Origin of the sequence: Streptomyces sp. R35, from assembly GCF_041053035.1 — a bacterium.
GTDB lineage: Bacteria > Actinomycetota > Actinomycetes > Streptomycetales > Streptomycetaceae > Streptomyces > Streptomyces lutosisoli.
Map to the genome: position 1 here is coordinate 5120836 of NZ_CP163440.1, position 19684 is coordinate 5140519.

Here is a 19684-nt window from a genome sequence, read left to right on the forward strand (position 1 = left end):
ACGTTGTTCAGCACTTCCGGCGGCTGGATTAGCGCATGCCAGACCCGCGCGCAGGATCTGGCACGTTTGGCGCTGCCTGTGAGCGCCCAAGGTCCCTGTTTCGACCCCCGGAAGGGGGGCACCATCATGCGCGCGACTACGACCAGGATGCGGCGAATAGCCGCTGCGGTCTGTACTGCACCCATCCTTGCCATCGCGGCCGGAGCCGGAGCTGCCAGCGCGGCCGCTTCCGCCTCGCCGTCCAACGTCGCCTCTGTCTCAGACCGCTGCTGCGGCTGGGGTTGGGGAGACCGCTGCTATGACGGCTGGGGCTGGGGTTGGGGAGACCGCTGCCATGACGGCTGGGGTTGGGGAGACCGCGGCCACTCCAGTGACGGCTGGGGCTGGGGCGACAACCACAACTCCCGTGGTGACCACGGCGACAATGGCCGTGGCGACTACGGCGGTGGCGGCTACGGCGGCTACGGCGGTGGCAGCTACGGCGGCGGTGGCGGCGGCCACGGCGGCGACGGCGGCGGTGGCGGCTACGGCGGCGGCGACGGCGGCGGTGGCGGCTACGGCGGCGGCGACGGCGGCGGTGGCGGCTACGGCGGCGGCGACGGCGGCGGTGGCGGCTACGGCGGCGGCGGCGACGGCGGAGGTGGCGGCTCCGGCGGCGGCGGCGGAGGTGGCGGCGGTGGAGGCCACTGACGCTCCAGCGCAGTGTGATCACGATCAACATGCGGCAGCTTTGTGAGTGCTGCATCCGGATGCCCGAACATCTCGGGCATCCGGACCCGTCTGGAGCGGCAGGCCTCCCATCCGACCCGTAGCTGGGGTGGTGTGTAGCGGTGAGGATCGTGTGCGTCGGTGCGGGGCCTGCGGGGTTGTATTTCGCGATCTCGGCCAAGTTGCGCGATGCCGGACACGAGATCACCGTGTTCGACCGTGACCCGCCCGCAGCCACCTACGGCTGGGGTGTCGTGTACTGGGACGACCTGCTGGACGTCCTCTATCGCAACGATCCGGAAAGCGCGCGGGAGGTCACAGCCAGGTCCGTGCTGTGGCAGGACCAGGAAGTGCGTGTGCGCGGCTCGTCCGGCGGGCAGACGGCGTACTTCGGGGGTTACGGATACAGCATGAGCCGATCGGCACTGCTCGACGTCCTGGCTCGGCGTGCGTCGCAGCTCGGCGTCCACGTCCAGTACGGCCACCATGTTGCGGCTCCCTCGACACTTCCCGAGGCGGACCTTCTCGTTGCCGCCGACGGTGCGAACAGCGGGATCCGGGGACACCACGAAGCATTCGGAACTCACATCGATGTCGGTCTCAATCCCTACATCTGGCTCGGCACGGACCAGGCGTTCCCCAGTTTCGTGTTCAGCTTCGAGCAGACGTCCGCCGGATGGATCTGGTTTCACGCCTATCCCTCGGTCGCGGGAGTCAGCACCTGCATCGTCGAATGCTCACCGCAAACCTGGCACGGTCTGGGACTCGACGTGCTCGCCCCCGACCAGGGAGTGCGACTGCTGGAGGACATCTTCAAACGCCCACTCGACGGCCACCGCCTGCTCAGCCGATCACGGGGTGCACCGGCGCATTGGCAGCGCTTCGCGCACGTGACCAACAAGACCTGGTACCAGGGCAAGACGGTGCTCGTCGGCGACGCTGCACACACCACCCACTTCACGTTGGGGTCGGGCACCAGACTGGCGATCATCGACGCGATCGTCCTCGCACACAGCCTGCACGAATACCTTGACGTGGAGGACGCGCTGCGGGAGTTCGACCGCCACCGCCGCGCGGAACTCCACCCGGTACAGGCGGCCGCGCGTACGAGCATGGCGTGGTTCGAGCACCTGGACCAGTACATCGACCGCGATGCTGTCGCGTTCGCGCACGCCATGTCGGTACGCAACGGTAACCAGAACCCGTGGCAGTACCAGCTCCACCTTGCCACCCAGATCGCTGCCGTACGCACGGCACGGCGCGCCTTCGCCACTGGCCGACGCTGGTACCTCGCCCGCCGGCGAGGCGAAGGGACATGGCGAGGCGAAGGGACATACAACCAGTCACGTCAGACGACTGACCCTTGATCCATCTGCCGGGCCCCTGGGATGCATGGCTGATCCCCCGGGGCCCGTGGCATGTCCGGGGCCGGTCGGCGGTGCGGCCGTCTCCGGGGCCGTGGGCAGGGTCGGCGTCGCGTCTACGACGGTCTCCGGGCCGTGAGCGGCCTTCTGGACCACTTCGGGAGGGTACCGGCAGTCGCCCGCACCCCGGCGACTGACCGAGCCATCAGGTGGGCAAGACCCCCGGATGGAGTGGATGACGTTGGCAGGTACGGGGCTTGGGGCCATCGTGGGCGTGGGGTCCACCTTGGTCGCCGATCACACCCGGTGGCGGCGCGATGCGATCGACCGGTCCCGGCAGGAGCGCAAGGACATCTACATCGCCTGCCTGACGACCTTCCGGCAGGCCCACGAGGCCATGCGTGCCGTGGCGACCGGTGATCAACGGGAGCCGCAGGGCGCGGCGGCCGTCGACGCACGGGTGCGGGAGGCGTTCCGGGCCTCCGGATGCAACGAGGCCCGCGAATCGGCCGTCATATGCGTCCCGCCGGAGCTGGTGTCGGCGATCCAGGTCGCCTATCTCAGCCTGCGGACGATACGGGACGTCCTCGCCTCCGGCAGCCCTCTCGACTCCGCCCCTTACCAGGACGCGCGCAGAGAACACCGGCGCGCCACCCGCTCGGCACAGGCGCAGATGCGGATCGACCTCGGCAGCAGCCGACGTGCGCGCAGCGGCAGGCGTCCCCGTTCCGTGCCGCGAACTCCGCGCCGGGCGGCCCGCATCGCCGTCCTCGACCCCGAAGGCCGCGTCTTCCTCCTTTGCTACGACAACGAGGAGGTGGGCGTCCACTGGGCGATGCCCGGCGGCGGCCTCGAACCCGGGGAGAGTCCACGCGAGGGCGCCCTGCGGGAAATGCGTGAGGAGACCGGCTGGGACGACCTCACCCCCGGCCCCCTGCTGTGCACCTGGGAGCACGACTTCACCCGGGCCGGTGTCCCCGTGCGCCAGCACGAGCACATCTACGTGGCGCGCGGCCCGCATCGGGAGCCGAACAGCCGCAGTGCCGCCGCCCGCGCCGAGGAGGGCATCCTCGCCTGGCGCTGGCGCAGTCTGCAGGAGCTGGCCGCCTCGGGCGACGCCGTCTGGCCGCCCCAACTGGCCCGGCTGCTCATCGAGTTGGAGAGTCCCGGACCGTCCGCATAGCGAACCCTGCCGCACGGCTTTCGGATACAAACGTGTAAAACCTTGACCGCACCCTGTCAAACAAGGGGTGTCAGGTGTCACCCTCTCCTCGCGCTTCCCCTCAGGCTTCACCCTCATGCCCCACGCCTGTGAGTCCGTTGTGGCTCATCTGTGGCTTGTCTGAAGGAGTTCGAGTGAGACTGCAGTCCCGCGCCGCGCACACCCCGCGCAAGACCGCACTGCGTGCCGCCGCCCTCGCCGCGTCCGCCGCGATGGTCGTGCTCGCCGTGCAGAACGGGTCGGCCACCGCCGCCCCGGAGCACACCAGCGGGGCGACCGCCCTGCCGCTGAGCGTGTCCGCCCGCGTAGCGGCCATCAAGTCGGCCCAGGCCGACGCCGTTTCGACCGCCGGGCAGCTCGGGCTCGGCGCCCAGGAGAAGCTCGTCGTCCGGGATGTCGTCAAGGACGCGAACGGCACCGTCCACACCCGCTACGAGCGGACCTACGCCGGACTGCCCGTCCTCGGCGGCGACCTGGTCACGCACGTGACGAAGAGCGGCCACCTCAAGGGGGTCGACAAGGCGGCCAAGGCCCGGATATCCGTCGCGTCCACCGAGGCCGCCGTATCCGCGTCCGCCGCGAAGAAGTCCGCCCTGAGCGCGGCAAGTTCCGAGAAGGGCGCCGCGAAGAGCACCTCCACCACCACCCGCAAGATCGTCTGGGCCGTCCCGGCCAAGCCGGTCCTCGCGTACGAGTCCGTGGTCAAGGGCGTGCAGAAGGACGGCACCCCGAGCGAGCTGCACGTCATCACCGACGCCGCCACCGGCAAGAAGCTGTACGACTACGAGGCCATCGACACCGGCACGGGCACCAGCGAGTACAGCGGCACCGTCACCGTCGGCTCCACCGCCTCCTCCTCCGGCGGCTACGACCTGACCGACGGCGGCCGCGGCGGCCACAAGACGTACGACCTCAACGGCGGTACGACCGGGACGGGCACCCTCTTCCACGACGCGGACGACAGCTGGGGCGACGGCACGCCCGCCAACCGTCAGACCGCGGCCGTCGACGCCGCCTACGGCGCCGCCGTGACCTGGGACTTCTACAAGTCCGCGTTCAACCGCAACGGCATCGCCGGCGACGGCAAGGCCGCCTACTCCCGCGTCCACTACGGCAGCGCGTACGTCAACGCCTTCTGGTCCGACAGCTGCTTCTGCATGACGTACGGCGACGGCATCAGCAACACCCACCCGCTGACCTCGCTCGACGTCGCCGGGCACGAGATGAGCCACGGCCTGACCGCCGCCACCGCCGGGCTGAAGTACACCCGCGAATCCGGCGGCCTCAACGAGGCGACCTCCGACATCTTCGGCACCTCGGTCGAGTTCTACGCGAACAACTCCTCCGACGTCGGCGACTACCTCATCGGCGAGAAGATCGACATCAACGGCGACGGCACCCCGCTGCGCTACATGGACAAGCCCAGCAAGGACGGCGGCTCCGCCGACTACTGGTCCCGCACGGTCGGCCGCCTCGACGTGCACTACTCCTCGGGCGTCGCCAACCACTTCTTCTACCTGCTGAGCGAGGGCAGCGGCGCGAAGACCATCAACGGCGTCAGCTACAACTCGCCGACCTACAACGGCTCCACGGTCACCGGCATCGGCCGCGCCAAGGCCGACCAGATCTGGTACAAGGCCCTGACCACGTACTTCACGTCCTCCACGGACTACGCGGGCGCCCGCGTCGCCACCCTCCAGGCGGCGAGCGACCTGTACGGCGCGAGCAGCGCCGAGTACCAGGCCGTCGCCTCGGCCTGGACCGCGGTCAACGTGAACTAGTCGCTACGGCACACCCGTCACGACCAAGCCGGGCCACCCCTCCTCCTCACGGGTGGTCCGGCTTTCCCTCTCCGTACAGCCAGTCCTTCCAGATCTCACCGAAGTCCTGGTCCGGCGCCATCTTCTCGACGTATGCCGTGAAGTCGTCGGTGTCCGCGTTGCCGTGGCGGTGGACGGCGGCCCAGCCCTGGATGATGTCGTAGAACGTGTCGTCGCCGACGGCCTGGCGGATCTTGTGGAGGACCATCGCACCGCGCTCGTAGACGGGGCTGTCGGAGATGTGGGCCGCGCTGGTGGGTTTCGCCGGGGGGAAGGCCCAAACGGCCTTGTTGTCGGCGGGGTCGTCGTAATAGTCGCCCTTGTAGAGGGAGTTGAAGATCTCGTCGGCCGTGTCGCCGTCGTGGTCCTCCTGCCACAGCCACTCCGCGTACGTGGCGAAGCCCTCGTTGAGCCACATGTCCTGCCAGGACTCGGGCGTCACCGAGTCGCCGTACCACTGGTGGGCCAGTTCGTGGACGAGGGTCTTGGTGTCGGGGGCGCCGGGGAAGAAGGGCCGGGTCTGGGTCTCCAGGGCATAGCCCGCGTCGTCGCCGCGGTCCACGATCGCGCCGGTCGAGGAGAAGGGGTACGGGCCGAAGTTGTACTCCTCCCAGTCCATGATCTCGGGGATCTGGGCGAGCACCTTCTTGCTCGCCTTCACCTGCGTCGGGTCCACGGCGACGTACACCGGCAGACCGTTTTCCGTCGTCGAGCGGCTGATCTTGTACTCACCGATCGCGAGCGTGGCGACATAGCTCGCCATCGGTTCGGCAGTGTGCCAATCAAAAGTCCGACGCCCCTTGGCGGTCGTCTCACTCATCAACTCACCATTGGAAACGGCCTTCAGCCCCTCCGGAACGGTGATCCTGATGTCGTACGACGCCTTGTCGGAGGGGTGGTGGTTGCCGGGGAACCACGCCATCGAACCCGTCGGCTCCCCCAGCCCCACCGCACCGTCGGCCGTGCGCAGCCAGCCCTCCTCCGAGGTGTCCGGGTCGGTGATCGTCTCGGGCGTGCCCGAGTACCGGACCGTCGCCCGGAACGTCTCCCCCTTGTCGAGGTCTTCGTGCGGGCGCACGGTCAGCTCCTGGCCGGCCCGGTTCCAGCGGGCTGCCTTGCCCTCGACGGTGACGCTCTCGACGTCCAGCCCCTTGAGATCGAGGTGGAAGGCACTGAGGTTCTGCGTGGCCCGAGCCGTGATCTCAGCCGTACCGTCGAGGTGCTTGCGGCGCGGGTCGTACGACAGTGTCAGCCCGTAGTGACTGACGTCGTACCCCCCGTTGCCCATCTTCGGAAAGTACGGATCGCGGACACCGGACGCGCCGGGCTTCCCGTGCACGCCACCGCCGCCGCACGCGGTCAGGACGACAGCGAGCGCCAGGGCAAAGGGGGCGGCGGCGGAAGATCGGGGCACACCCATGATCCTACGAGGGCATGACACCATCACATACGTGCTCGACATCGGCTACGCCCTCTCCAACCGCTTCCCGGACCCGCCCCAGACGGACTACCGCCGGGCGGACGTCCACGCGCTCCGCCACGACCTGTTCTGCGGCGACGTCTACCTCGCCGACACCAAGGCGGACCGGGAGCTGTCCACAGCCTGGGGATGGGTGCCGGTGCTCGACTTCGCGTGGGCGCTGTGCGACATCGTGGAGCAGCTCGACCAGGACCCGCGCGGCAGCCGCGCCTCCCGCCCCCAGCACGCGGAGCTCGACTTCACCGAATCCACCGACCGCATGCTCTTCGAGCGCCGCTTCGGCTGGGTGGACATCGAGGCCGACTGGATGCACCGCGACGAGGAACCGCTGACCTTCTCCCACTCCGAACTCCGCCGAGAGGCCCGCGACTTCCTCCACGACCTCCTGGCCGACCTCACCGACCTGCACGAGCCGCTCCGCGAAAACCCGGCGATCTGGACACTGGAGGCCCGCTTCCCCAGACTCTCCTAAGACCTGCCGAGCGGAGAGCGAGCACAGGGCGAAGGCAGGGCGAACGAACGCACACCCCCACACACGGTCAGCCGCTGACGGCGCCAAGGCACCGGGTGCGGGTCGGACGCACACCCCCACACACCGCCAGCCGCTGACGGCGCCGAGGGGCCGGGTCGGGGATGTCCGCCCGCAGCGGCTGGCGCGTCAACGCCGGCTCCTTGAAACGCCACCGATTCCGCGCCAGACCGAGGACGGATACCCCCGACCCGGCCCCGCCCCACGCACCACACCGCGCGCACCACAACGGCGGCGAACCCCGAATCAGCCCTCTCCGCCACCCTCCACCCGAATCCCCATGGACGCGGCCAACACCGGTGCCAGATCCAGCAGTTGCCCCGCACTGATCACCGCCCCCGCCAGCCGGTCCACCCCCCGCGCGATGTCCAGCTCCGCCGCTCCGCGCAGATCCACGTCCGTAAGCGTCGCCGACGTGAAGTCCGCCCCCTTGAGGACGCAGCCCACGAACTCGACACGCTCCAGGCGGGCACCCCCGAAGTCCGGCTCGACGAGGACACACCCCTCGAAGACGACGTCCTTGAGCCGGGCCTTGCGCAGGTTCAGATAGTCGATCTTGCCGCCGCGGACCAGGACACGCTCCAGCACGGAGCCGTGCAACTGCACCCCGCCCAGCCGGGCGTCCACCAGCTCGACATCACGCAGCGTCGACTCGGCGAGATCGGTGCCCACGCCCCGTATGCCCGTCAGGACCGAGTCCAGGACACGCGCATGGTGCAGCCGCGTCTCGTCCAGCGCGCACCCCGTCAGCGCGCAGTCCATGAAGCGGGCGCCCCCGCCGTCCTGCCCGGCGAAGTCCACCTCCCGGAACTCCAGCCCGTCGTAATCCCCGTCCGGCTCCAGCCCGAAGCCGTCGTACGACTCCAGCTCCGGCAGCCGCACCTCCGGCCGCCGCGCCGCCTTCACCCCGGCCCCACCGGCCCCACTGCCACCGCCACGGCCACCGCCCGCTCGCCTCACCATGCCCCCATCCTGCACGCCCCCACTGACAACCCCCCTGACCTGCAAAGACAAAGAAAATCCGGCACCGATGTCACATTCCGGTGCCCTCAACCAGTCGTACTCACAGAAAGCGACCCGAGCAGGAACCCAAAACACGGCAAACACGGCCCCAAGCACGGCCCCAAGCGCGCCCCCAAACCGAGGGAGACCCCAGCCATGCACCACCTCACCGTCATCGGCGGCGGGTTCGCCGGCCTCACCGCAGCGATCACCGCCGCCGAAGCCGGTGCCAAGGTCACCGTGTACGAAGCCCACCACACCCTCGGCGGGCGGGCGCGGACCGCCGAGGGCCCGTACAAGACCAACGAAGGCCCCCACGCCCTCTACAGCGGCGGCCCGCACTGGACCTGGCTCAAGCAGCGGGACCTGATCGGACCGCTCGCCCCGGTCCCGCCCCTGGAAGCCGCCCGGCTGCGGCTGCACCACAAGGGGACCCTGCGCCGCACCCCGCCCTTCTCCATGCTCAAGCTGCTGCGCCGGACCTCCCAACAGGCCCCCGTGGACGTCGACTTCCTGACCTGGGCCACCGGACAGGCGGGAGAGGAAGGCGCCCGGGCCGCCGCGCACTACTCCGCCGTCGCCCTCCTCCACCACGACCCCGGTTCCCTCTCCGCGGCGTTCGTGCAGGAACGGCTGCGCCGCGCCACGAGACTGCCCCCGGAGGCGCACTACCCGAGGGGCGGCTGGGCGAGTGTCATCGACCGGATGGCCGCCCGGGCATGGAATCTCGGCGTGCGCATGGAGACCCTGGCCCGGATCGACGCCCTCCCCGTCGACCGGGGTCCCGTCATCGTCGCCACCTCCCTCGCCTCCGCCCGCCGCCTCCTCAAGGACGACTCCCTGACCTGGACCAGCGGCCGCACCGCCCTCATCGACCTGGCGGTCCGCACCCGCCGCGGCGACGCGTTCGCCGTCTCCGACCTGGACGCGCCCGGCTGGATCGAGAGGTTCACCGCGCAGGACCGCACCCTCGCCCCGGCCGGGGAACAGCTCATCCAGGGCCAGATCCCGATCGCCCCGCACGAGTCCCGAGCCGCCGGCGCCGTCCGCGCCGAGCGCCTCCTCGACCTCGCCTTCGAGGGCTGGCGCGAGCGCGTCACCTGGCGGCGCGAGGCGGTCGCGGGCGGCCGTACGGGCGCGGTCGATCTTCCCGGCACCAGCTGGCGCGACCGGCCCTCCATCGACCGCGGCGACGGCGTCTATCTGGCAGGCGACCAGGTCGCCGCACCCGGCGTGCTCTCGGAGGTCTCCTTCAACAGCGCGCTGGAAGCGGTCGCCCTGGCCTTCAGGATCCGCGAACGCCTTGACCTCAAGCATGCTTGAGGTTGAAAAGTGGGCCTTCTACGAACCGTCGCGAACTTCGGCGAACCCCAGGGGAGCCCACCCATGCAAGCCATCCGCCTGCACGCCTTCGGCCCGGCCGAGAACCTCACGCACGAGAAGACCGAGGATCCCGAGCCGGGCCCCGGCCAGGTCCGTATCGCCGTGGCCGCGGCGGGCGTCCACCTCCTGGACGCGGCCCTGCGTGAAGGCATGCAGGGCCCGGCCCCCGCACCCACGTCACTGCCGACGATCCCCGGCCGCGAGGTCGCCGGAACCGTCGAGTCCCTCGGCGAGGGCGTCGCCGCGCTCTGGCTCGGCAGACGCGTCGTCGCCCACCTCGGCTTCGCCCCCGGCGGTTACGCCGAACTGGCCGTCACCGATGTCGACCGCCTCCACGAGATCCCCGAGAACCTGGACTTCGCCCAGGCCGTCGCCATGATCGGAACAGGCCGTACGGCCATGGGGATCGTGCAGTTCGCCGAGCTCGGCCCCGATTCCGTGGCCGTCGTCCCCGCCGCCGCGGGTGGCATCGGCACCCTGCTCGTGCAGTACGCGCGGCACGCGGGCGCCACCGTGATCGGCCTCGCCGGCGGCCCGGAGAAGGTGGCCCTGGTGCGCGAGAACGGCGCGGACCTGGCCGTCGACTACAAGGACACGACCTGGCCGGAACAGGTTCGCGCCCACCTCGGCCCACGCACGGCCACGGTCGTCTTCGACGGCGTCGGCGGCGATGTCGCCCGCGCGGCCGTCGGCCTCCTGGGCCCCGGCGGCCGGCACCTCGTCTTCGGCTGGTCCGGCGAGGGCATCCAGGGCGGAGAGCCGCTGATCATCGAGGGCGTGACAGAGCAGGTCCTCGGCCCCGCGATGCTGCGAAAGGCGGGCGGCGCCAGCCCCGTACGCACCCTGGAACTGCGCGCCCTCGCCGAAGCGGCCGCCGGCCGCCTCACCCCGGCCGTGACCCGCTTCCCGCTCGCCGAGGCCGCCGCCGCCCACCGGGCACTGGAAACCCGGGGCACGATCGGAAAGGTGGTGCTGGAGCCATGACAAGCCATGGAACCGAAGCCGAAGATGCGATACGTACCGATTCATGGTCTTCTGACCAGGTGAGCGTCACCCGAACAGGTGAACCCGGGGCTCCCGAAGGCGCCGACCCCCGCCGCTGGTGGGGCCTGGTGATCATTGCGCTCGCCCAGCTGATGGTCGTCCTGGACGCGACCATCGTGAACATCGCGCTCCCTTCCGCACAGCACGATCTGGGTATGTCCGACGGCAACCGCCAGTGGGTGATCACGGCATACACGCTGGCCTTCGGCGGCCTCCTGCTGCTCGGCGGCCGGATCGCGGACCTCGTCGGCCGCAAGCGCACCTTCATCTTCGGGCTGATCGGCTTCGCCGCCGCTTCCGCGCTGGGCGGCGCCGCGACCAGCCCCGGCATGCTCTTCGGCGCCCGCGCACTCCAGGGCGCCTTCGCCGCCGTACTGGCCCCCTCCGCGCTCAGCCTCCTGACCACCACGTTCACCGACCCGAAGGAGCGCGGAAAGGCCTTCGGCGTCTACGGCGCCCTCGCCGGCAGCGGTTCGGCCATCGGCTTCATCGCGGGCGGGCTGCTGACGGAGTACCTGAACTGGCGCTGGTGCCTGTACGTCAACATCCCCATCGCGATCATCGCGGTCTTCGGCGCGTCCGCACTGCTGCGCGCCCACCCGGGCCACAAGGATGTCCGGCTCGACGTACCCGGCGCGGTGCTGGGCTGCGGCGGACTCGTCGCGATCGTCTACGGGTTCAGCGAGGCGGAGCCGCGCGGCTGGACGGACCCGCTGGTCCTGGCCCTGCTCGGCGTGGGCGTCGTACTGCTCACGATCTTCGTGTGGTGGCAGACCAGGGCCCCGAGCCCCCTCCTCCCCCTGCACATCATCAGGGACCGCAACCGCGCGGGCTGCTTCCTGACGATGGCCCTCGCCGTCATGGGCATGTTCGGGATGTTCCTCTTCCTGACCTACTACTTCCAGGTCGTCCTCGGCTACTCACCCGTGAAGACGGGCATGGCCTACCTGCCCCTGACGGCCGCGATCATCACCGGCTCGACGCAGATCTCGGCCCGGCTGATGAGCCGCGTGGCGCCCCGCATGCTGATGGTCCCCGGCATGATCCTCGCGGCCTCCGGAATGCTGGTCTTCACCCAGCTCACGGCCCACTCCGCGTACGCGAGCCAGATCATGCCCGGCATGATCCTGATGGGCCTCGGCATGGGCCTGACCTTCATGCCGGTCTTCGCCACCGCCACCGCCGGAGTCGCCCCGCAGGACGCCGGCGTCACCTCCGCGACCGTCAACACCTCGCAGCAGGTGGGAGGTTCGATCGGCACGTCCCTCCTGAACACCATCGCCACCACCAGCAGCGCGGCCTACATCGCCGCCCACCTCCACGACCCCGCCCAGCAGGCCCTGATCACGAAGGAGGGCATCGTCCACGGCTACACCGTCGCCATCTGGTGGGCCGTCGGCATCATGCTCCTGGCCGGCCTGGTCGCGGGCCTGATGGTCACGGCGAAGCCCCCCAAGCGCGCGCCCGCGGGCACACCCGTACCCGAGCCGGTGATCTGACCCCGGCGCCGGGGCCACCCGGCGCCGCAGCTGTCAGTGCCGCCCGGCCACCCGGTCCGCCACCCGGGCCAGTCGCGACGACTCCGCGCTGTGCGTGGTCAGTTCGCGGCGGTCGGCGGTGCGGTACGTCGCGTACATGCCGTGCACGCCGATCCAGCGGAACGGCTCCGGCTCCCACTTGCGGACCTTGTGGTTGACCCACGGGAGGCCGGTCAGGTCCGTCGCGCCGGACTGGCCGGAGTCCTGCTGGACCAGGTCGCGGAGCGTGCGCGCGGCGAGGTTGGTGGTGGCGACGCCGGAGCCGACGTAGCCGCCCGCCCAGCCGAGGCCCGTGGAGCGGTCCAGAGTCACCGTGGCGCACCAGTCGCGCGGCACGCCGAGGACACCCGACCAGGCGTGCGCCACCTCCACCCCGGTCAGGGACGGGAAGAAGCGCACGAGGATCTCGTACAGCGCCTCGATGGTCGCGTCCTGCGTACGGCCGTCGTTGTCGATGCGCGAGCCGAAGCGGTACGGAACCCCTCGGCCGCCGAGCGCGATGCGGTCGTCGGCGGTGCGCTGCGCGTACATGTACGCGTGCGCCATGTCGCCGAGCGTCTCGCGCCCCTCCCAGCCGATGGTCTCCCACTGCTCCGCGGTCAGCGGCTCGGTCGCGATCATCGACGAGTTCATGGGCAGCCAGGTGCGCTTCTGGCCCTTGAGGCCCGCGGTGAAGCCCTCCGTACAGCGCAGGATGTACGGCGCGCGGACGGTCCCGTACGGCGTCACCGCGTGCTTCGGGCGGATCTCCGTGACCGGTGTCTGCTCGTGAATGGTCACGCCGAGCGCCTCGACGGCTGCCGCGAGCCCCTTGACGAGCTTCACGGGGTGCAGCCGCGCCCCGTGCGGAGTCCAGGTCGAGCCCACCGCGTCCGCGACCCGGATCCGCTCGGCGGTCTCCTTCGCGCCGTACAGCTCACGGTCCTTCTCGCCGTACGACAGCTCGTGCGCGTGGAAGTCCTTGAGCCGCGCCAACTGAGCGGGCGTGTAAGCAACTTCGAGGACGCCGCCCTGATGGATGTCGGCGTCGATGCCCTCCTCGGCGGCGACCCGCACCACCTCGTCGACCGTCTCGTTCATCGCCTGCTGGAGACGGACGGCCGCCTCCTTGCCGTGCAGTTTCGCGTACCGGTCGCGCCCCGCGATCCCGTTGTACAGCCACCCGCCGTTCCGCCCCGAGGCCCCGTAGCCGCAGAACTTCTGCTCCAGGACGGTGATACGGAGAAAGGGGGCCGCCTTCTTCAGGTAGTACGCGGTCCACAGTCCCGTGTAGCCGCCGCCGACGATGACGACGTCGGCGGACGCGTCACCGGCCAGGGGCTCCCGCGTCCCGGGAAGGCCGTCGTCCGCGTACCAGAAGGAGATGCCGCCGTTGACCGTGCTGCTGCTCATGGCCGGGACGTTAACCCCTCGGAGCAGCCACTGTCTCCTTCGGATTCCGTGCTTTTCCACGGCCTCTGACCAGCGGATAGCAGGCCAGACCGATCACCACCGAGATGAAATGTCCGAAATCGGTGAAGGTGGGACTGGAGAACATCGGCAGCCCGTAGACGGCGAGAACCACCGCCAGATACGGATACCGCCAGGGCGCCGCGATCCGGTACGTCAGGATCGCGATCACCCCCGCCAGCGCGTAACTCACCCCGACGTCCAGGGTGTTGACCGCCGAGTGCGGAGCCACCCCGTGCCGGATCGCGAGCAGCAGCGCCCCCTCACTGATCAGCGTCGCCAGGACATGCGCGGCCACACAGACGGCCAGCCACCGCGCGGTACCCAGCCACCGCTCCGCCGGCGCATGGAAAACGGTGTAGAGCACGGCATACGGCAGCCAGTGCCCGCCATCGATCCACATCGCACTGGAGATCAGCACCCGCAGCGGATTGTTCGACAGCTCGTGGATGTTGGTGGACCGCTGCCGCAGAAACTGTTCCTCGAACTCCGGCGACATCTGGTGCACAGCCACCGTGGTGACGAAGAGGATCCCCAGCCAGACGTACGTACCGGGGGCGCCGCGCACATACGTCCACACCCTGTGGAAGCCCCGGCTAATTCGCATGAATCGATTCCCGCACGCCATTAGTGTCCCGCACGTGATCGACATTCCGGATGAGCCGGCGGCGGTCGCCCTGCCGCTCGAACGGCCAGCCTCCGAGGAGCAGGCCGCCCTTGGGTTGTGTGTCGGCTGCGGGTAGGGGCGGCGGGGGCGTCAATCGGGCGCCGCCTGCGCGGCACCCACAGCTAGCCTCCCCCCATGATTCGCACCGCGACCCCCGCCGACATCCCCGTCATCCACGCCCTGGTCCGTGAACTGGCCGAGTACGAGAAGGCCCTGGAGGAGGCGAGGGCGACCCCCGAGCAGCTGCACGAGGCGCTCTTCGGCCCGCGCCCGGCCGCGTACGCGCACATCGCGGTGGACGACACGACGGGCGAGCCGGCCGGCTTCGCCCTGTGGTTCCTGAACTTCTCGACCTGGCGCGGCGTCCACGGCATCTACCTGGAGGACCTGTACGTACGCCCCGAGGCACGCGGCACCGGCCACGGCAAGGCACTGCTGACGGAGCTGGCCCGGATCTGCGTGGAGCGCGGATACCAGCGCCTGGAGTGGTCCGTCCTGAACTGGAACCGCCCGTCGATCGACTTCTACGAGTCGCTGGGCGCCCGGGCGCAGGACGAGTGGACGGTGTACCGGCTCACGGACGGAGCGCTTCAGTCCCTCGGCAGCAGCCGCTAGAGATGGTGGAGCCTCCTGTCGGATTCGAACCGACGACCTACGCATTACAAGTGCGTTGCTCTGGCCGGACTGAGCTAAGGAGGCCTGCACACGCGCGCGTGGTGCACCCGCCGCATACGTGCCCGAGCAGTGTACCCACGTCACAGCGGGCCCCTGTCGAAAATTTCCGCGAAGTTCACAGGGCCTCGGGTACTGACAGACCGAGTGAACGGCAGGTACCGTCCTGACCCAGTTCACTCTTGTGGACTACACCACGCATCACCGCTGGGGAACCTTCCGTAGCGGATCACCACCTTTACTCGGATCGTCCGGCACGTTCCTGCCGGTGAAGGGGGCCCCTCACCATGGCCACTGTTTCGTTCGACAAGGCGACCCGGATCTACCCGGGCACCGAGAAGCCCGCCGTCGACGCTCTGGAGATCGACATCGAGGACGGCGAGTTCCTCGTCCTCGTCGGTCCCTCCGGCTGCGGCAAGTCCACCTCGCTCCGCATGCTCGCGGGGCTCGAGGACGTGAACGCCGGCGCCATCCGCATCGGTGACCGCGACGTCACGCATCTGCCGCCGAAGGACCGGGACATCGCCATGGTGTTCCAGAACTACGCGCTGTACCCGCACATGACGGTCGCCGACAACATGGGCTTCGCGCTCAAGATCGCCGGCGTCAACAAGGCCGAGATCCGCCAGAAGGTCGAGGACGCGGCGAAGATCCTCGACCTCACCGACTACCTGGGCCGCAAGCCGAAGGCCCTGTCCGGCGGTCAGCGCCAGCGTGTCGCCATGGGTCGCGCCATCGTGCGTGAGCCCCAGGTGTTCCTCATGGACGAGCCGCTGTCGAACCTCGACGCCAAGCTCCGTGTCTCCACCCGTACGCAGATCGCCTCGCTGCAGCGCCGCCTCGGCATCACCACCGTGTACGTCACCCACGACCAGGTCGAGGCCATGACCATGGGCGACCGGGTGGCCGTACTCAAGGACGGTCTGCTCCAGCAGGTCGACTCGCCGCGCAACATGTACGACCGCCCCAAGAACCTCTTCGTGGCCGGCTTCATCGGCTCCCCGGCCATGAACCTGATCGAGGTCCCGATCACCGACGGCGGCGTGAAGTTCGGCAACTCGGTCGTCCCGGTCAACCGTGAGGCGCTGAAGGCCGCCGCCGACAAGGGCGACCGCACGGTCACCGTCGGCGTCCGTCCCGAGCACTTCGACATCGTCGAGCACAACGGCGAGGCGGCCAAGTCGCTGTCGAAGGACACCGAGGACGCCCCGGCCGGTCTCGCGGTCTCCGTGAACGTCGTCGAGGAGCTCGGCGCCGACGGTTACGTCTATGGCTCCGCCAAGGTCGGCGACGACCTCAAGGACCTCGTCGTCCGCGTCAGCGGCCGCGCGGTCCCGGACAAGGGCGCCACGCTGCACGTCGTGCCGCGTCCGGGCGAGATCCACGTGTTCTCGACCTCCACGGGCGAGCGCCTCTCCGACTGAGGCCCCGGGCGCCCGAGGCGCCCGAGCCAATCGGTGGGGTTCAACACCCCGTAGGGGTGGAATTCACCCAAGTTGACGAAGAGGGCCCCGCAGCCTGCTGCGGGGCCCTCTTCGTTGTCGACAAATACCCCGGCAGACCGGTCATTTCGATACGCGTACGTCAACGCGCTACCCCACAAAAGCCGTTCCCGTATCCCCCGAACTGATTACTAAATGTCTCCAAATCATCACCCCGCGCTACCCTCACTCGCGTGAAGCACTCCACCACTAACCAACGGACCCGGCGTGGCCGTGGCCCCGCCCGCCGGGTCGGCCGCACCCTCGCCCTCGTTCTGCCTGTCGTCCTGGTGCTCTCCGGGACCCTCGCGGTCACCCGAGTCAACTGGTCGGGGAACCCCTCGAACTCGGTGCTCACCGCGTCCGAAGCGACCTCGTCGGATGTCTCCACCCGAGCCGTCTCCCGGGCCCCGCAGGACGTCCTGCGCGACAAGCTCCTGCTGGAGCTCCAGGAGAAGAACCCGGGCGTCGCGCTCACCCACCTCCAGGAGGCGGTGAACGGGCGTCCCTCGCTCGCGAAGCACTGCGTCTCCATCGCCCGGGCCCTGGGCCGCGCCGCGGTCCGTGCGTACGGCCCGACGCGCGCCCAGTCCTTCGCACGCCCCGTCTGCGACACGGCCTTCGCCTCGGGGGTCGCGGCCACCCACTTCTGAGCCGCTTACCTCCCACCGCCACAAAAAGGCTGATTCCGGGCCGCCAGGTAACGGCTGATTAAGGAACGGTTGCCGCCAGAAGCCGCGAGCGGGGCGCGACGTACAGTTCGGTCATGACCGATCCGAACGCCGCGTCGCGCCCCGTTCAAGCCGTTGTCCTGGCCGGCGGCCAGGGTTCCCGGCTGCGCCCGTACACCGACGACCGGCCCAAGCCGATGGTCGAGATCCCCGGCACCGGGACCCCGATCATCGGCCACCAGTTGACCTGGCTCGCCGAAGAGGGCGTGACCGACGTCGTCGTGTCCTGCGGCCACCTCGCCGAGGTCCTGCAGAAGTGGCTGGAGTCCGCCGACCTCCCCGTCAACGTCACGACGGTCGTCGAGACGGAGCCCCTCGGCCGCGGCGGCGGCCTCAAGTACGCCGCCGCGCACCTCCCGCACCCGGACCAGCCCTGGTACGCGACGAACGGCGACATCTGGACCCGTTTCTCGCTGCGCGACATGGCGGACTTCCACACCGAGCGCGACGCCGTGGCGACGCTCGCCCTCGCCCGTCCCCGCATCCCGTGGGGTGCCGTCGAGACGGACGACTTCGGGCGCGTGACGGACTTCATCGAGTCCCCGCCGACCACCTACGAGATCAACGCGGGCGTCTACGTCTTCTCCGCCGAGTTCGCCGACCTGCTCCCCGAGCGCGGCGACCACGAGCGCACCACGTTCCCGCACCTGGCCCGCGAACGCCGCCTGGCCGGCTTCTCGCTCCCGCAGGGCGCGTACTGGCGCGCCATCGACACAGCGAAGGACCTCACGGAGGCGGCGAAGGAACTGGCGGCACTGGGCCGCTGAGACCCCTAAAAGATTGCGCAGTTCCCCGCGCCCCTTTTAGGGGCGCGGGGAACTGCGCAATCTTTTCAGCGGGGGTCTGGGGGCGCAGCCCCCGGGGATGGGACGGGTAGGGGCGGCGGGGGCGAAACCACTGGGCTCAGCCCCCACCACCGTCACCCGAGAAGACCACCCACAAGCCCCGGCTGCCCCGTGGACCCACCGGTACCGCCGCTCGGAGACCCACTGGTGGAGCCACCGCTGGACGTACCCCCACTGGACGTCGGCCCCGCACTGGTACTCGGCGCCTGATTCACCGGCGACGACTGCTGAGGCGGAGCCTGCCCGCCGCCCTGCGTCTGGCTGGGCCCACTGCTGACCGTGCCGGTCTCACGGACCGCCCCCGGCGTGGTGGCCGCCCCCGACGGCGACGAGGAGCTGCCCTGGGTGGGCGACTCGGAGGCCGACGGCGTGGCCTTGTGGTGCCGCTTGCCGGGCGTCTCGGGAAGCGGGGAGCCGGGCAGTTCGTTGCGCGGAGCCTCGCCGGGCCCCGGCACGACGATTCGGTCGGCGTCGCGGACGGCGCCGCCGAGGAGCGAGCCGATGAGCAGGGTGAGGCCGACGGCGATGGTCGTGACGAGCGCGCCGCGGCGCAGCACTCGGTGCCGCAGTTCCCAGATGTCGGCGCGCGGCCCGAGGGTCCGCCAGGCCTCGCTCGCGAGGCGTCCGTCGACGGAGTAGACGGGGGCGCCCGCGATGATCAGCGGGGACCATGCGGCGAGGTAGATGATGTCCGGCGCGTCGTACGCGGGCACCGTCTTCCAGCTGACGGTCACGATGAGCGCCGCCGACAGCATCGCGCCGACGACGGCGGCGACCCGCTGCCACAGCCCGAGCACCGTGAGGACGCCCACGATGACCTGGAGGAAGGCGATCACGAGCCCGGAGCCGACGGGGTGCTGGAGCGCGAACTGCCGCAGCGGCTCGGCGACTTCCCAGGGGTGCAGCGTGTTCAGCCACTTCACCATGGAGCCGCGCTTGCCGCCGTCGAAGTAGACGGGGTCGCAGAGCTTGCCCATGCCGGCGTAGATGGAGATGAACCCGAGGAAGACGCGCAGCGGGAGCAGCACCACGCCGAGGTTCATCCGGCGGCCGGGGTAGTACGCGTGCCGGACCGGGTCGGCGCCGTGCCGCTTGACCGGTGCGTCGCGCTCGTCGCCGTCGTCGTCCTCGTACGCGTCGTCCGCGAACTCCCCGTCCGCGAACTCGCCGCCCGCGTACCGGGGTTCGTCGTAGGCGCTGTCCACTGTCCGCATGTGCGGCAGCAGCCGGGGCTCGCCGGAGTGAGTGCGCTGGCTGCCGACGAGGGGTGTCTCGATCGTCTCGACGGTCAGATCGCCGTCGTAGCCGCCGTGTTCGTCGATGCGCGGGATGACCTGGGTCGCGCCGGCGTCGCCCGCCGGGTCGGCGGAGCCGTGGCGCAGGCTCGTGCTCCGCACGGCCTGGAGCAGCCGGTGGGCGCCGGTGTCGTCCGGCGCCGACTTCCCGCTCCAGACGACAGGAGCGCGGCGGCGGGCTCCGGCGGCCTGACCGGCCGCGCCCGCTCTGCCCGCCGTACCGGCGACGGGGATCCGTGCGGTGTCGCCGCCGGCACTCAAGTGCCGTGCGATACGCGGGGATTGGCTCCGCGACGCGACTCCTAGCTGCACGCGGAAGCTCGCATGATTGACGATGACCTGCGCCGGATCGCTCGGCACCTTCACCATGCTCAGCGCGGGAGCGTCGTCGAATCCCGACGAGAGGTCCCCCGTGGGTGTGCGGGGTGTTCTGGTGTCCACACTCATCTAACCG

Annotated in this window: 17 protein-coding genes and 1 tRNA gene; 12 read left to right on the plus strand and 6 right to left on the minus strand. The window is 70.1% G+C overall.

Annotation, left to right across the window (positions count from 1 at the left end; translation table 11 throughout):
* The first annotated feature begins 126 nt into the window (after positions 1–126).
* The 4 genes from AB5J50_RS23385 to AB5J50_RS23400 all read left to right on the plus strand — a co-directional run bounded on the left by AB5J50_RS23385 (position 127) and on the right by AB5J50_RS23400 (position 5075).
* Positions 127–690 carry a hypothetical protein gene (locus tag AB5J50_RS23385; protein ID WP_369260341.1) on the plus strand — a complete coding sequence of 188 codons (564 nt, stop codon included), beginning with the start codon at positions 127–129 and terminating at the stop codon, positions 688–690.
* Between the two features lie 140 nt (positions 691–830).
* Complete coding sequence (locus AB5J50_RS23390) at positions 831–2075, plus strand: FAD-dependent monooxygenase (protein WP_369260342.1); 1245 nt, start codon at positions 831–833, stop codon at positions 2073–2075.
* A gap of 271 nt (positions 2076–2346) precedes the next feature.
* On the plus strand, positions 2347–3255 hold the full coding sequence (locus AB5J50_RS23395) for an NUDIX hydrolase (RefSeq protein WP_369260343.1): 909 nt from the start codon (positions 2347–2349) through the stop codon (positions 3253–3255).
* Positions 3256–3506: 251 nt separating this feature from the next.
* Complete coding sequence (locus AB5J50_RS23400; protein WP_369265492.1) at positions 3507–5075, plus strand: M4 family metallopeptidase; 1569 nt, start codon at positions 3507–3509, stop codon at positions 5073–5075.
* Between the two features lie 46 nt (positions 5076–5121).
* Here the strand turns inward: AB5J50_RS23400 and AB5J50_RS23405 are convergent, their stop codons facing one another.
* Positions 5122–6534 carry a M1 family metallopeptidase gene (locus AB5J50_RS23405; protein ID WP_369260344.1) on the minus strand — a complete coding sequence of 471 codons (1413 nt, stop codon included), beginning with the start codon at positions 6532–6534 and terminating at the stop codon, positions 5122–5124.
* 31 nt (positions 6535–6565) lie between these two features.
* On the opposite strand from AB5J50_RS23405, the gene AB5J50_RS23410 reads away from it, so the two are divergent.
* The gene (locus AB5J50_RS23410; protein ID WP_369260345.1) at positions 6566–7066 is read left to right on the plus strand and encodes a hypothetical protein; all 501 of its coding nucleotides are present in this window, start codon (positions 6566–6568) and stop codon (positions 7064–7066) included.
* Between the two features lie 303 nt (positions 7067–7369).
* On the opposite strand, the gene AB5J50_RS23415 is transcribed toward AB5J50_RS23410, so the two are convergent.
* The gene (locus tag AB5J50_RS23415; protein ID WP_369260346.1) at positions 7370–8086 is read right to left on the minus strand and encodes a pentapeptide repeat-containing protein; all 717 of its coding nucleotides are present in this window, start codon (positions 8084–8086) and stop codon (positions 7370–7372) included.
* Positions 8087–8281: 195 nt separating this feature from the next.
* On the opposite strand from AB5J50_RS23415, the gene AB5J50_RS23420 reads away from it, so the two are divergent.
* From AB5J50_RS23420 to AB5J50_RS23430, 3 genes are all read left to right on the plus strand, one after another.
* Positions 8282–9448, plus strand: a complete 1167-nt coding sequence (locus tag AB5J50_RS23420) for an NAD(P)-binding protein (protein WP_369260347.1) — start codon at positions 8282–8284, stop codon at positions 9446–9448.
* A 63-nt stretch (positions 9449–9511) separates the two neighbouring features.
* Positions 9512–10492 (plus strand): zinc-binding dehydrogenase, encoded by a 981-nt coding sequence (locus tag AB5J50_RS23425; RefSeq protein ID WP_369260348.1) that lies wholly within the window; start codon positions 9512–9514, stop codon positions 10490–10492.
* A gap of 128 nt (positions 10493–10620) precedes the next feature.
* A complete protein-coding gene (locus AB5J50_RS23430; protein ID WP_369265493.1) occupies positions 10621–12051 on the plus strand; it encodes an MFS transporter in 1431 nt (476 codons plus the stop codon).
* Positions 12052–12084: 33 nt separating this feature from the next.
* Here the strand turns inward: AB5J50_RS23430 and AB5J50_RS23435 are convergent, their stop codons facing one another.
* Positions 12085–13482 (minus strand): NAD(P)/FAD-dependent oxidoreductase, encoded by a 1398-nt coding sequence (locus tag AB5J50_RS23435; protein WP_369260349.1) that lies wholly within the window; start codon positions 13480–13482, stop codon positions 12085–12087.
* A gap of 10 nt (positions 13483–13492) precedes the next feature.
* Positions 13493–14146: a rhomboid-like protein gene (locus AB5J50_RS23440; protein ID WP_369260350.1), complete on the minus strand. Its 654-nt coding sequence runs from the start codon at positions 14144–14146 to the stop codon at positions 13493–13495.
* A 195-nt stretch (positions 14147–14341) separates the two neighbouring features.
* On the opposite strand from AB5J50_RS23440, the gene AB5J50_RS23445 reads away from it, so the two are divergent.
* Positions 14342–14821 (plus strand): N-acetyltransferase family protein, encoded by a 480-nt coding sequence (locus tag AB5J50_RS23445; protein ID WP_369260351.1) that lies wholly within the window; start codon positions 14342–14344, stop codon positions 14819–14821.
* Positions 14822–14827: 6 nt separating this feature from the next.
* Here the strand turns inward: AB5J50_RS23445 and AB5J50_RS23450 are convergent.
* Positions 14828–14905 (minus strand) — tRNA-Thr (locus tag AB5J50_RS23450).
* A 260-nt stretch (positions 14906–15165) separates the two neighbouring features.
* Between AB5J50_RS23450 and AB5J50_RS23455 the strand changes: the two genes are divergently transcribed.
* The 3 genes from AB5J50_RS23455 (at position 15166) to AB5J50_RS23465 (ending at position 17857) form a co-directional block, all read left to right on the plus strand.
* Complete coding sequence (locus AB5J50_RS23455; RefSeq protein WP_327429742.1) at positions 15166–16302, plus strand: sn-glycerol-3-phosphate ABC transporter ATP-binding protein UgpC; 1137 nt, start codon at positions 15166–15168, stop codon at positions 16300–16302.
* A 251-nt stretch (positions 16303–16553) separates the two neighbouring features.
* Entirely contained in the window at positions 16554–17012 is a 459-nt protein-coding gene (locus AB5J50_RS23460) for a hypothetical protein (RefSeq protein ID WP_369260352.1), read from the plus strand.
* Positions 17013–17125: 113 nt separating this feature from the next.
* On the plus strand, positions 17126–17857 hold the full coding sequence (locus AB5J50_RS23465; RefSeq protein ID WP_327429744.1) for a nucleotidyltransferase family protein: 732 nt from the start codon (positions 17126–17128) through the stop codon (positions 17855–17857).
* A gap of 152 nt (positions 17858–18009) precedes the next feature.
* On the opposite strand, the gene AB5J50_RS23470 is transcribed toward AB5J50_RS23465, so the two are convergent.
* Positions 18010–19677, minus strand: a complete 1668-nt coding sequence (locus AB5J50_RS23470) for a DoxX family protein (protein WP_369260353.1) — start codon at positions 19675–19677, stop codon at positions 18010–18012.
* Positions 19678–19684: the final 7 nt, after the last annotated feature.